Raw genomic sequence first — 14,013 nt, forward strand, 5'->3', positions numbered from 1 at the left:
AAATTAGCGATTCGTATTGATATGGTTAACATTCTCTTTCAACGCCTTATACCATGCCGGACCGGCAGTAAAGATACAGGCATCTATCCGTTCTTTTTCCTTTTGGTTCAAACCGTCAGGCATATCAACCGGTCTAAAACCTCCTCTCACCTGTTCATAAGGAACACTCGAAAAGGAATTCTTATCAGAAAATGCCCACTTATTATCCAGAAATAAGAAGCCGGGAAGCACTTCATCCGCCCTTACAATTTTCAAATCAGGAGTTTGCCCTGCAAACAGATTATGGGCAAAGCGAACATTACGAGGCATCTTTTCTCCACGACCAGAACCTAATTCCAAAGAACTATTCAAGAAGGTATTATAAGCGATATCCACATTCTCTACCCGATGATATGAAGTCAGCGGTTCTTGTTTCACATCCGTTTCTGCTGTAGGGCGTTCATAGACTCCCACGCGTACCAATAACCCGAATGATCTTACATCCTTCATATAATTATCATAAACTGTATGTCCCTGGTTAATAATACGGATACCAGCAGTTCCACGCAAATTATGTCCTATAAATGTATTCGACTCTATTACATTGTAATGTCCATGACGACAAACCAATCCACCGGCAGATTCATAAAACAAGTTTCTACGCAATACATTATGACAAGACTTCACAGAAATAATCTCATTTTCTCCACTACACCTGAAAAAGACATTGTCCTCAACAATTGTCCGAGATTCCAACTGAGAAGACCAAGAGTGTCCGATACGAATAATTTCTGCTCCGTTGCCACCATAAGGCTGACGTTCGCCGAAAAAATTATGATCTATCAAGTGGTTATTCAAATGGTTATCAGCACTGAGCCACACTTGTAGAACCAGTCCTCCTACCCGTTTATTAGCAAAATAACAGTGGTCTATCCGGTTATTGGTTCCTCGTAATCCAACCCAGTATTCATCCCCTTCATTCGGTCGTTCACCTTTCTGAGGGTCATTACACTCATCAATCACACAACGAGTCATCCGGCAATAAGATGCATATTCTCCTTTCTCCCTCTGAAAATCAATCATATCATGCCCTATGGCCCACGCCTTATAAAAGAGTAAATCCTCCAGTTGCAGATACTCCCCATATATCTTCAGCCTTAACTTCCCCGAAACAATAGCCCTTCCGGGATTCTCAGCCCGCCAGACAATCGGTTTACCAAAAACCCCTTTACCCGTAAAATGTATTTCTTCCAGATTATGATACGTTCCGTCTTTCAGTACGACGGCATCCCCCGGCTGCAAATTTCCACTACCCAGCAACTGTTTCATCGCCGGAACATCTTTCGGTGAAAATGTATACTCTTTGGCATTAGCAAAGAGTGACACTGTTAAAAGCAAAAGAACACAAAGTTTTTTCATCATGTTTTTCAATTAGAGTTTAAAATCACAGAGCAAATATAGATGATTAAAACATGAACGGAAATAGCCTCCTTCCCTCCGGAAGTAGTTTGAGAAGATAATTCAAAAGAATGGTACGTTTTTATAAACCTGAAGTGCAGATATAAAAAAATCGTCCCCTTACATTGTGATTACAACGTAAGGGGACGACCCTTTTCTAAAAATAGAAATTATTTATTTCTTAGCCGGTGCCGGAGAAGAATATCTTGCATTCAATCCGTCTACAATTTCTTTTGTAATATTATAGATGCTGTCAGCATACAACAGGTTATCAAAACCGGTATTACTGATAATCATGCTGTATCCCTTTGTTTTATTATACTCTTTCAGGAAAGCATTGATAGAATCACGCAATTGCAAGCTGTTCTTTTCGTTTTCGCTCATCAACTCTGACTGCAATTTATTGCTCAAAGCCTGCAAGTCTTGCTCCAGTTTAGCAATACGGTTGTATTCCTGTTGAGCTCTTTCCGGAGAAAGATACGCATTATTCTGATACTTCGTCTGGAATTCCTGTTTCTGTTTTTCTAATTCCCGAGCTTTCTGGTTTATCGTCAAACGAACATTTTCACTCTTCTTTACCATACCTTCATTCAGGTCGATGCAGAAATTATATTGTGACAGAAGCGTATCTATTTCAACATAAGCAATCTTCATTCCAGAAAGTTCACCTGAAGCTTGTCCTGACGTAGTTGCCGTTTGATTATCAGCTTTACCTGTACACTGAGAAAATAAAACGATAAGTGCAAGGGCAGCCAAACCGTTTACGAGGTAGTTCAATCTCTTCATAACTTGTAAAAAATATAGTTTTTAAATTATTAATTCATACTATCATTTAAGGCTTTTTCCAATTCGTCAATGGAGAAACGGGGTTTCTTCTGTGCTTCCCGGTCCTGCGACTGGGCACACCCAATACCTCTCTCCCGCATTGCTTTATTACCGCTGACGTGCCCGTTCGGGAACTTTCCGCCTTTCACAAAAAAGACTTTTACACCTAATAATGCAATGCAAATAGCAACTATTAACAAACTTATCAATACTGTATCGAGCATTTCTACTATTTTTGTAATACGAAAATAGACTGCATTTCAGCAAAATGAAAATAAAATTTTCTTTTGCATTCAATTTGCTCTATTTTTGTGGGTGCAAATATAGGGCTTTGTATGGACTAACCCACTTTTTTTACCATAAAAAAAGAGAAGCGGTTATAAAATAGCCAATTGATTTAACTATATTTAGCAATAAGAGATTAAATACGAACATTCATAAAGGAATTAATATGGAAAAGAATGAACTGAAGCCGGCAGGCGTTTTTCATTATTTCGATGAAATCTGCCAAGTGCCGCGTCCTTCGAAGAAGGAAGAGAAAATGATTGCTTATCTGAAAGCATTCGGTGAAAAACATAAGTTGGAAACGCTGGTTGACGAAGCCGGCAACGTCCTCATCAAAAAGCCCGCTACACCGGGTATGGAGAACCGTAAGACCGTAGTGCTGCAATCTCACATCGACATGGTGTGTGAAAAGAACAACGATGTGCAGCACGACTTCCTCACCGACCCGATAGAAACCGTAATTGAAGGGGAATGGCTGAAAGCCAAAGGTACAACGCTGGGAGCCGACAACGGTATCGGTGTAGCTACAGAACTGGCTATCCTTGCAGACGACAGCATCCAGCACGGACCTTTGGAATGTCTGTTTACGGTGGACGAAGAAACCGGACTGACAGGTGCCTTTGCCCTGAAAGAAGGTTTCATGAACGGTGATATTCTGTTGAACCTCGACTCGGAAGATGAAGGTGAACTCTTTATCGGCTGTGCAGGAGGTATCGACTCCGTTGCAGAGTTTACATATAAAGAGGTGGATGTACCTGCCGGATACTTCTGCTGCAAGGTACAAGTGAAAGGATTGAAAGGCGGACACTCCGGTGGAGATATCCATTTGGGGCTCGGTAATGCCAATAAGATATTGAACCGTTTCCTGAGTCAAACTTTCCAGAAGTATGATATGTACTTGTGTGAAATAGACGGTGGTAATCTGCGCAATGCCATTGCACGCGAAGCACACGCGGTTATTGCTATACCGGAGGATTACAAGCATGACCTGCGTGCCGATCTGAATATTTTTGCAGCGGAAGTACAAGCTGAGTATACCGTAGTCGATCCGGGGTTGCAACTCATCTTAGAATCGGAAAACGCCCGTGCGAAAGCCATCGACAAAGATACTACGAAGCGTCTGCTGCAAAGCCTCTACGCTTGTCCTCACGGAGTGTACGCTATGAGCCAGGACATTCCCGGACTGGTAGAAACGTCTACAAACCTTGCATCCGTCAAGATGAAGCCGGGCAATGTTATCCGCATCGAAACCAGCCAACGCAGTTCTACCGCTTCGTCTAAGCAAGATATAGCCAATATGGTACGTACCGTATTCGATATGGGAGGCGCCAAAGTTACTTTCGGTGAAGGTTATCCGGGCTGGAAACCTAATCCACACTCTGAAATACTGGAAATCGCCGTCGAGTCATACAAACGTTTATTCGGTGTAGATGCCAAGGTGAAAGCTATCCATGCCGGACTGGAATGCGGTCTGTTCCTCGATAAGTACCCGGCACTGGATATGATTTCCTTTGGTCCTACTTTGCAGGGTGTGCATTCTCCCGATGAACGGATGCTGATTCCTACAGTAGATAAGTTCTGGAAACACCTGCTGGATATCCTGGCTAATGTTCCCGTAAAGAGATAACCCACATCCCTTATTCCTCTTATACGGATGGTTAAAGGGGAGTATGTAAAAGATGGCATCTTTTGATGTAAAAGATGCCATCTTTCGTAACATAAGATGCCACCTTTCGCTGCAAAAGATGGCATCTTTTGCATAATAGCCTATAGAGATATAACTCCTTTCAATATACCATCGTCTCATCAAGGTAGTAAGATAAAAGCGACAGATATAATAAAGCGACAGAAATACCGTTATTTAGTAAAACCTACAGAACGTATGGTATGAAATCGAAAGCACTATACCTTATATATATATTCCCGATACTTTTCCTGTTGTCCTTTGCCGCCTGCGACGACATGGATGATTATTCGTCCGACCCGAAGCATACACTTTGGTTCTCACAGGACACGCTGCGTATGGACACCGTACTCACCGGCATTCCCACTTCCACCCGCCAACTGAAAGTTTACAATCCACATAAGAAGGCATTGCTGATATCTTCCATTATTCTTGCCGATGCCGGCAAATCCGGTTTCCGTATCAATGTGGATGGCATTAGGGGAGATCAATTCTCCGACATAGAAATTGCAGGAGAAGACAGCCTCTACATTTTTGTAGAAGCGACTCTGCCTCAGCAGGATAATGCAGACATCAGGTTGATAAAAGACTCTATCCTCTTTCAACTGAATGGCATCCGGCAAGAAGTTAAGCTACGGGCGTATGCACAGGATGCTTTTACTTTCCGGGGGAAAGTAATCGAGAAAGATACATTGATAGCCTCCCAACGGCCGATATTGATTTATGACAGTATCAGTGTAGCTCCGGATGCGCACTTAACGCTGGCGGCAGGTACCCGCCTGTATTTCCACGGCAAGGCTGGAATGCAGGTACACGGACGCTTATCTGTGACAGGCAGTTTATCCGCCCCGGTCGTTTTCCGGGGAGATCGCACCGACCGTATGTTCCCTTATCTTCCTTACGACCGGTTACCGGGACAATGGGGCGGCATACGATTCTACAAGAGCAGTTACGAGAATCATCTTGTTTATGCAGACATTCATGGAGGAAGTTTCGGTATTCGCTGTGACTCTTCGATGACAGACCGCAAGAAACTGACATTGGAGTCTTCTATCATACGGCAGGTATCAGGCAACGGACTGGAGTTGATATCGTGCCAGGTGGTGGTAGGAAACAGTGAAATCAGTAATGCGGGAGAGAATTGCGTCAGTTTGTTAGGGGGAGATTATACATTCACTCACTGTACGCTGGCTAATTATTTCAGTTGGAACGTACGGAAAGGAACGACATTGCAAGTCCGGAATGAACAGGATGACATGGCCTATCCGCTTTCATCGGCTATCTTCCGTAACTGTATCATTGCAGGTTCGGGCACGGATGAAATCAACGGAGGACGCTCCAAGAACGAGAGTATAGCTTTCAATTATTACTTCTCACACTGCCTCATCAACTCGGTGAAAGAAGAGAATGACAAGATAGTTAATGTGATTTGGGAGAAAGACGATAACTTCTTGCTGATGGATAGCCGTACGCAGGAATACAGCTTTAGCCTCAATGAAAAGTCTAAAGCCATCAATTTAGGAAAGCAAGAAGATGCTATCGCTTATCCGACAGACAGAAACGGGAACTCCCGACTACAAGATACAGCACCGGATGCGGGATGTTATGAGAAATCGGCTTCAAAAGATGAATAATAATTGCTATACCTTAAAATGGCATCTCCTCTTCTTGCTGTTCTTCCCTTTTTTTACCCTCTACGGACAAACGAAGAAAGATACTCTCTCTTTTCGCATCGTCAGCTATAATGTTGAAAACTTATTCGATTGCCGCCACGATACGCTAAAGAATGATTACGAGTTTCTACCCGACGCGATGCGCCACTGGAATTATACGAAATATAAGAAGAAACTGGATGCCATAGCCCGCACGATCACAGCCGTAGGCGGTTGGACTCCGCCTGCACTCGTAGCCCTTTGCGAAGTAGAAAACGACAGCGTATTGCGCGACCTGACCCGGCGTTCGGTTCTTAAGGAAGCCGAATACCGCTATGTAATGACCGACTCACCCGACCAGCGCGGAATTGATGTGGCACTGCTCTATCAGAGAGATCAGTTCAAATTGATTTCCCATCAGGGTATTCCCATACCTCGCAGATCCGGCAAAAAGAAATTCCGCCCTACACGGGATATACTGCACGTCTGCGGAATGTTGCTGAACAGCGATACCCTGGACATCTTTGTTGTCCATCTTCCATCCCGTTCAGGAGGTGCCAAGGAGAGTGAACCCTATCGTCTACTTGCTGCCGGACAACTGAAAGTTGCGGTAGACAGTATCTATTCCCATCGGCATCATCCGCAAATTCTTATCATGGGAGACTTCAATGATTATCCCGATAATGCATCCGTCAACAAAATACTCTCAGCAGAAGCACCACCCCAGAATGGTGACAGCCTGCAACCGCAAAAGCTATATCACTTACTTGCCCGCAAGAGCGCAATTCGAAAGCACTTCGGCAGTTACAAATATCAGGGTGAATGGGGATTACTGGATCATATCATCGTGTCCGGCACTCTTCTTCAACCGGATGCGGATTTCTGCACCGGCGAGGATAAAGCTGATGTATTTCATTCTTCGTTCCTATTGACGGAAGATAAAAAGTATGGCGGAATACAGCCATTCCGCACTTACTACGGAATGAAGTATCAAGGTGGTTACAGCGATCACCTCCCAGTATGGGCGGATTTCCGGCTCATTTATTAATCCGAATACTGATACAGTTTCAAATCAAACTTCTGTACCATCACCAACAAATGATCGAATATATCGGACTGAATACGTTCATATTCTTTCCATACCTTATTTCGGGAAAAGAAGTAAACCTGAATGGGAACTCCATAAGTGGTCATTTCCTTCTGGCTGATAATCAAGTCCAAATCCTGGTTCACGACAGGAAGGCTGCAAAGATAACGTTCGATGTAAATACGGTAGAGTTGCGCATTGGTAGGTACCTCGCCTTCTGCCGGCTGATAGTCTGCCATCAAAGGAACTTCCTTACGGATGGTATCCAACATTTCGGGAGTGCAAAACTTCAGGGTCGTCATGTCCAGATAGATATTCTTATCCACACGCCGGCCACCACTCTCCTGCATACCGCGCCAATTCTGGAAAGAGCCGTTCACCAAGGTATAAGGTGGGATGGTAGAAATCGTGTTATCCCAGTTCTGTATCTTTACGGTGTTGAGGGTTATCTCTTTCACAATACCGTTGGCGGAGCCATTGGGCAAAGCAATCCAGTCGCCGATACGCAACATTTCATTGGCAGATAGTTGTACTCCAGCCACAAAGCCCAGAATGCTATCCTTGAATACTAACATTAATACTGCCGCCGAAGCACCCAGCCCGGCAAAGAGGGTTGCGGGAGATTTATCTATAAGAATAGAAATGGCAATGATAGCCGCCACAAAGAATAACAATACCTGCAATACCTGGACAAAGCCTTTCATCGGATGATTCTTACTATTGTCCTTCTGATTATGAAAATCCAGAAAAACGAGCAACAGCCCATTCAACGCAAAGGCTAAAGCAGCCACTATATACACGGCACAAACTTTCTGCGACAACTCCAACAGTTCTACTCCGTGTACAAAGGTATGAGGCAACAGGAAGTAAATCAGAATTCCCGGTAAGGTATGTATCAGATGGGGAACCACTTTCCGCTTCATCAGCAAAGTATTCCAGCGATGGGGTGAACGATTGGTATAATGCTTCATTCCCCCTACCAATATTGCCTGAAACAGATAGTCCAGTCCTATAGCTACGGCAATGATTAATATGGCGATGATAGTTTCATCAAATGTATTCGCTATTTTAGGATCTACTCCCCACCCTATAAGGGTTTTATTCATCCACCCTCCTAATGTCGTCATATATTCCTCCGATTTTAGTTGCTTATGAAAATAAGAACAAATAAAGGGGGCGGTTGTTTAATGAAACTTCTTTCCGGCTTCAGTAAAGCAGACTTACCGGACTATTCATCTATTGCATGATTTTCTCCTGTTTCATAGCCTGATAGAGTTGCACGAAGCACCTGTATCATATCCTGTCGGAATGATTCCGGTGAAAGTATCGCCAATTTATCCCGATGCCAAAGTAATTCTTGCTTTAGATCATACGTAGGTCGCACGAACATTTCAAAGTCTGTATAATCTTCCGTATGGTTCACTTCTATTTGGGATGCGTGGAGCGGAACATCTTTTAGATAAGCATCTTGGGGCCAAAAGGCACGAAAACGAATAGTTATTGGCTCAAACTGTCGTATAATTCCAAAACAATGTTCAAAATAAACTTCCGGCTTCAAGATTGCCCGCAATTTAGAGGAGAATTTCACCTTACTTTCTTCCAACAACTCTATTTCTTTCACCCGTTCCAGTGCACAAGTCATGGTGCACTCCTTGCCTCTAACTTCGCCTATCACATACCATCGTTGTTTAAACAGACGAACAAAAGCGGGCAACAGAATTATTTCTTTCTCATCCTGATAATGTGATTTATACACTACCCGAAGCAGTCTCTTTCCATCGATAGCCTCCATCACATCCTGTAAAAGATTGGCAGCCGGTGGTGCAGGTTCTATCATCACTTCCTCCCGTTGATTCACACGTTCAGCAAGACTATATACACGAAAAGCACTTAAAAGCCACTGCTGCAACTCATCATTTTTAAAACCATCCGGTCGAATAATTTTATATAAATTTCCATCATGCTTATCACATTTGATGTCTACATACATCAATGATTCCGCCTCCCGCCGGTAACGGTTGAAAGTCCGTTCCGCCAACGGATCTCCATCCTCATTAGCCGATGCATTCAACCATTTTTTCTGTATCTCAGGCAAAGTAAGCGGCTGGATACTCAAGGTATCGATCAACCACAAACAAAATTTATATTTGAATATCATTGTTCATCCTCCTTACCGAAAAGAAAGTCACATATCGAATTACTCAACATTCTACTGACCTTCACTATTATTTTTATAAATACAATTAAATAAACCAATAGAATCACATTAGTATGCCACTGCAATTCAAATATGCTGGGTGCATCAGGATCAAGCAATACCGCAATAAAAAATGCACTTCCAAGCATGAAAGTTGATAACCCACTTGTTATCAACAAGAACACAATAGTTGTCAGACAGCCTCTCATAGTCCTTACCCTTATTTAATAATGAAATAAACAAGTTTGCCCAGAACCCACGAGGTAAAAAGTAAAGTTATCAACCCCACTATGGCGCACAAAGTTACCGCCAGAAAATTAGTGATATGCCATACCTCACGCATTTCTCCTGCCATAATGAGAAGAAACATTATTACGAACGGCGAAGGCAACAGGCAAAGTATAATAGACACCCACTCTGCTACACCTTTCTTTGTCATCACTTTCCCTCCTTTCTTTTTCGTTCTTCTTCTCTTCTATCCTCTTCCGCCAGTTCTTCTTTACTTTCCCTGACGCCTTCCCAAAAACTTTTGGAAAGCAATAGCCATCCAAGGATATAGCCAATGACAGCAAGAATCCATTCGTTCCATCCGAAAGCAGTGGCAAAAGCCGCACCGACAATAGCTCCGATACCTCCGTTAATGAGGCTCTTAATCAAACCTTTAATTGTCTCCATAACTAAACGATTTTAATGTTTATATTCCGTTTGTTTTATGGAGGCAAAGTTAGGGGGAGGTTCGGCCATGGGCAGGCGGCATCTTAGTTATTTTTCAGAAAAAGGAGTTCTCGCACTTTAGATAAATCGTTCATTTCAATATGTTATTGATTTATTTCACTTAGCATTTTTGAAACATATCCATCATGGTGAAACCACTTATGAGCCCAGTTAGGCACCATAAATATATATCCTGAACCATCCTCATGAGGAGCACAATCCAATTGATTCCCTATAGCAAGTCCGGCTTCCTCCTTGGATATTCTGCAGCAACGCCCCAGCTCTTCACGCAGTAAGTCATAGGTAACAGCCCGTATCATGGCGGCTGTAACTTGATGTTCCTTTACCGCTTGAGCAGTTTTGGAATTCTTCAGCAATATCTGTTTCATCTCTGATGCAGATGGTGTTCTGACTACCGGCCCCACCCTTAATCCCCAAAAGCAGTACTCACCTTCGACTTTGAACATACGGAAACCTTCCTGAGAATTACGGGAATTACATTCTTCGGCATATTGCTTTAACCTTTCATTCGTTATTTTCCGCATCAATTCAGAGATAATGGGATGGTGGCACAGTTGCCCGTAAGTACAGCGTTCAGCATTGATACCACCACTGCCGGAAGGAATATCGCAGTCACTGACAATGCAAGCCTCAGTATCAAGGTTTTCCAATGATAAAGGATAATCAGGATACTTCATTTTAAATCTAACTTGTTCTTCAATCATTCGGTTGATAACGTCTAATACTAAAAGAAAACTTCATTTATTCTATTTCCTCAAATATTCATTTCTTATAAAATCTTCTATCAACCCTGCCCGCATCGGCGAAATACCCAGATTTTTTCGCATATTATCAAGCAAAATACGTTCTGTTGTAGTAATTTTATGATCTTTCAAGAAATCACACAAAGTGGCATAATAGCTTCTTTCATTAGAATTCAAATCGGTTTCAGTAAATATCAGATCACTCTGTCGACTCATATTTTTCAAATCATCATTTCGAAGGCAACACTGTCCATACTGATGTAGTTCCGATTGATATGCGACTATAAAATTATCAATAAGCCGCTTCACTTCACAGCTAATTTCCCTAACCTTATCCCGATAAATATCATAAGCTCCACGAGCATATTCTTTCTCAGAACGATCACTAAACCAGCAATCTGCTATATCTTGCAAAGCCTTATTAACATTGCAAGAACATGAGGTTGCTTCTGCAAAAGATTGGTTTTTGCCATATTCATGTAACTTAACCAAAGCATCCTTAGATTGATGAGAATAAAAAACATGAGGTCTTTCTCTATTCAACTTCATATAAAAATCGAATACTTGTTCATGTTTTTTTTCATTTGTAGCCCAAAGTCGCTCCACATCTATACGGCATAGTGTATCAGAAAGATTCCTCAAAAAAACATTCGTTATAGTCATCAAACATTCTATATCCGTCCGGTCTTCCCTATTCAGTCCGTCCAAGAATAATTCTCGCAGTGTCGGATAATCACACAAGTAGTCAAGGGAGAGTAAACAGAAAGACTTTTCTGCTCCTTTTTTCAATTTTTCCGTGTAATTCGCCAATAGCTCTTTTGCATATTCATTTTCTTTTCTAAAGCGTTCCACCCCTTTCAAATCCAACGAAGAAACAGCATCTTCCTTTGTCAAAAAACGCATTTCATTCTGCGGATAAATCTTAGACAGTTTTTCCCATAGCCCCAAGAAACTCGCCTTCAGAACATCTTCTCTACCTGAACGTGAAGAAATTCCTTTACGAGTCCGCTTCACAACACTACACACAGACACTACTTGAACATTGGTCCCTATTTCTTTCTCAATTTGTTTTTTAAGTTCTGCGATGCCTTCATCTGTCACCAAATCCTTTTTAGTAAGAAGTATAACCACAGATGCCTCCTTCATCAACACTTTAATAAAAGACACTTCAAAAGGCTGGATACGCTTGGCAGAAGCATCAAAACAATAGTATACCGTATGGATCCATTGATATATATCATACGATTTATCTTTCTTATATATCTCGCCTATCACCTGTTGTTGGCATTCAATCGTAGTAGTAGGTTCAATCCCTTTTGTGTCAAACAGATGATAAGTCACCCCATTCTCGGGAGAAGTGTAGATAAAATCCTCGAAATAGCCGGAAGTCACAGGAGCACCTTCACCCGTTTTGAAAAGTTCCTTATCAATCAAATAGTTCAGAAAAGAACTTTTGCCTGCCCCCGATCTTCCGGTAATAATAATATTCAGCATCGGCTTACTCAAAGAAGCCGATACCCAAGAAGACTCTTCCCGACTTTCTCCATCATGTACTTCCGCTTCCGTGAGGTATGTCCTTTGGATGCACCAATCAAGTAAATCACCTACCGTTGTAAAACAGCTAACCGGTATCTTATCTTCAGACAATTTTATGCCGAAAAGCGTACGCAATTTCCGCCTAAATACAACCAGATTTTCGCAGTACATAGGAACATTTGTCAAAGGGGAATAAACGGTATATATCTTCCCGTCCCCAAGTTCCTGACTAAACATTCGTAAAGCCTGCGCAAGCGTCAATTTTATTTCTCCCATTTCAGATTTTTCTTTTTGTACTCATCCATCAGGCGCTGTATATTTTCTTCGGTAAAAAGCTTCTCAAGTACAGCTACATTACCACTCCACTCTTCTTCAATGGCTTTTTTTGTTAAAAGACACAATGCATATCCAAGAGAAGCTGTAATACTCACTGCTACCCCTGCGTTGATAGCCGCACCGGCAATGGTACCCAACCCTGGAATAAACTTCAGTAAAGAACCGGCTACCATTTTTCCTAACATGGAAATCACTCGTCCCCCAATAATATTCCTTATCGTATCTGTAAACTGAGTATTTAATCCGTATAAGGTAAATATGTCAGAAGTCATCTTCACTTGCAGCCCTGTCAAGAGTACAGCATCAGACATTGGAATAGGACTCGCTCCTATGGCACCTGCCAATCCAACATAATATTTAATTCGTGAACGAGCCTTCTCACCCTTCTTCTCCAAATCCACTTTCTGCGCTATCAAGAAACCGGAACGCAAATTTTCATCACTCAGATTATTGACAGACCATTCTATGAGTTTGCCCAAATCAAGTTCTTTATTTATAATCTCATCATTTGAGGTTTGGAAACAAGGCATGTGCCTTCCAAAACGCTGCGTAACTACTGATTGAAGAGCCTTTGCTGTATCTCCTTCAGGAGTATCATTATCACATTGGGTAAACACGACACAAGTCGGTATTTTTTTTGCATTCACCAGATAATCCAAATTTTCCAAATCATAAGGTAACACACGAGCAGACGAAATACTAATGCAATACCATGCTATATGGATCTGTTTGGTTATATCCGCGAAGTTCTCATCAATATACTGAGATAGAGAATCTTTGAATTGTTCTGCCGAAGCCAGCTCATAGCCTTCACTATCTATTATATTCACAGGCACACTGGCATTCGAATAGATATGAAAACCACGTGTTTCAGGCTTAACATTAGAAACTTTAGCCATTTCTTTTCCAAAGATAGTGTTTATCAAAGAACTCTTGCCAACCCCAGTTTGACCTAACAACAATATATTAGGGGATTTTATATTCTTCTTGAGTTCACTATAAGCCTCATCAAATTTTTCTTTTAATCCATCTGTAGGAATTGCGAAATTACTCATATCTCAATCAGTATTTAGTTAATAATATCATGTTCTCTTATATTAAAAAAGAGCGCGAACCCACATCACAAATTTCTTGAAGGTTCGGCTCTGGTAAGCCTTGGTCATGAAATAAGCGAAGCAGCTCCACGCCCTGTACGGGTGTGAACAATGCTCAGACTTATATTATTCATGACCAAAAGTTCAATTTACCAGATTTAACCTTCAGAATAATACGTCTTCGACGTTCTACAATATTTTATCTTTCGTCCTCTTTTTCGTTTTCTTTTATACTTCCTTTTTATACATAGGCAAATGTATAAAAGATTTCCGTAAAAGAAATACGAAAGAATAAAAATATTAGGAGCTGCCCGCTTTTTCTTTCATTTATTTGGAGGACAAAGGTAGAAGAAGATACCGCCAATGACCGGCGGTATATGTAATCAATTTGCATAATTTGCG

General features: G+C 41.7%; 13 protein-coding genes. 3 read left to right on the forward strand and 10 right to left on the reverse strand.

All coding sequences use genetic code 11. The features are described from left to right. Positions 1-3 precede the first annotated feature (3 nt). The 3 genes from VYM24_RS23285 to VYM24_RS23295 form a co-directional block, all read right to left on the reverse strand. Positions 4-1,401 carry a polysaccharide lyase 6 family protein gene (locus tag VYM24_RS23285; RefSeq protein ID WP_291549405.1) on the reverse strand — a complete coding sequence of 466 codons (1,398 nt, stop codon included), beginning with the start codon at positions 1,399-1,401 and terminating at the stop codon, positions 4-6. Between the two features lie 210 nt (positions 1,402-1,611). After that, positions 1,612-2,223: an OmpH family outer membrane protein gene (locus VYM24_RS23290; protein WP_291549403.1), complete on the reverse strand. Its 612-nt coding sequence runs from the start codon at positions 2,221-2,223 to the stop codon at positions 1,612-1,614. A 29-nt stretch (positions 2,224-2,252) separates the two neighbouring features. Beyond that, entirely contained in the window at positions 2,253-2,486 is a 234-nt protein-coding gene (locus VYM24_RS23295; protein WP_007214686.1) for a hypothetical protein, read from the reverse strand. A 227-nt stretch (positions 2,487-2,713) separates the two neighbouring features. Here VYM24_RS23295 and VYM24_RS23300 point away from each other — a divergent pair, with 227 nt between their 5' ends. The 3 genes from VYM24_RS23300 to VYM24_RS23310 all read left to right on the forward strand — a co-directional run bounded on the left by VYM24_RS23300 (position 2,714) and on the right by VYM24_RS23310 (position 6,931). Continuing rightward, entirely contained in the window at positions 2,714-4,174 is a 1,461-nt protein-coding gene (locus tag VYM24_RS23300; RefSeq protein WP_217714677.1) for an aminoacyl-histidine dipeptidase, read from the forward strand. A gap of 260 nt (positions 4,175-4,434) precedes the next feature. Then, complete coding sequence (locus VYM24_RS23305) at positions 4,435-5,865, forward strand: choice-of-anchor Q domain-containing protein (protein WP_330941030.1); 1,431 nt, start codon at positions 4,435-4,437, stop codon at positions 5,863-5,865. Further along, positions 5,858-6,931, forward strand: coding sequence for an endonuclease/exonuclease/phosphatase family protein (locus VYM24_RS23310; protein ID WP_330941031.1), 1,074 nt, complete (start codon positions 5,858-5,860; stop codon positions 6,929-6,931). Before VYM24_RS23305 ends, VYM24_RS23310 begins: the two co-directional genes overlap by 8 nt. Here the strand turns inward: VYM24_RS23310 and VYM24_RS23315 are convergent. The 7 genes from VYM24_RS23315 to VYM24_RS23345 all read right to left on the reverse strand — a co-directional run bounded on the left by VYM24_RS23315 (position 6,928) and on the right by VYM24_RS23345 (position 13,572). Continuing rightward, positions 6,928-8,097 carry a mechanosensitive ion channel family protein gene (locus VYM24_RS23315; RefSeq protein ID WP_291549394.1) on the reverse strand — a complete coding sequence of 390 codons (1,170 nt, stop codon included), beginning with the start codon at positions 8,095-8,097 and terminating at the stop codon, positions 6,928-6,930. The two genes, VYM24_RS23310 and VYM24_RS23315, sit on opposite strands and share 4 nt — an antisense overlap. A 101-nt stretch (positions 8,098-8,198) precedes the next feature. Continuing rightward, complete coding sequence (locus tag VYM24_RS23320) at positions 8,199-9,128, reverse strand: WYL domain-containing protein (RefSeq protein WP_299089710.1); 930 nt, start codon at positions 9,126-9,128, stop codon at positions 8,199-8,201. Between the two features lie 259 nt (positions 9,129-9,387). Then, positions 9,388-9,606 carry a hypothetical protein gene (locus VYM24_RS23325; RefSeq protein ID WP_291549391.1) on the reverse strand — a complete coding sequence of 73 codons (219 nt, stop codon included), beginning with the start codon at positions 9,604-9,606 and terminating at the stop codon, positions 9,388-9,390. Next, complete coding sequence (locus VYM24_RS23330) at positions 9,606-9,842, reverse strand: hypothetical protein (protein ID WP_007214703.1); 237 nt, start codon at positions 9,840-9,842, stop codon at positions 9,606-9,608. Before VYM24_RS23330 ends, VYM24_RS23325 begins: the two co-directional genes overlap by 1 nt. Before the next feature lie 143 nt (positions 9,843-9,985). Further along, positions 9,986-10,606: a hypothetical protein gene (locus tag VYM24_RS23335; RefSeq protein WP_299089703.1), complete on the reverse strand. Its 621-nt coding sequence runs from the start codon at positions 10,604-10,606 to the stop codon at positions 9,986-9,988. Positions 10,607-10,648: 42 nt separating this feature from the next. Further along, the gene (locus VYM24_RS23340; protein ID WP_299089701.1) at positions 10,649-12,457 is read right to left on the reverse strand and encodes a GTPase domain-containing protein; all 1,809 of its coding nucleotides are present in this window, start codon (positions 12,455-12,457) and stop codon (positions 10,649-10,651) included. Beyond that, positions 12,445-13,572, reverse strand: coding sequence for a YcjF family protein (locus tag VYM24_RS23345; RefSeq protein ID WP_291549387.1), 1,128 nt, complete (start codon positions 13,570-13,572; stop codon positions 12,445-12,447). Before VYM24_RS23345 ends, VYM24_RS23340 begins: the two co-directional genes overlap by 13 nt. Positions 13,573-14,013: the final 441 nt, after the last annotated feature.

The organism is Bacteroides sp. MSB163 (assembly GCF_036416795.1).
GTDB classification, from domain to species: Bacteria; Bacteroidota; Bacteroidia; order Bacteroidales; family Bacteroidaceae; genus Bacteroides; species Bacteroides maternus.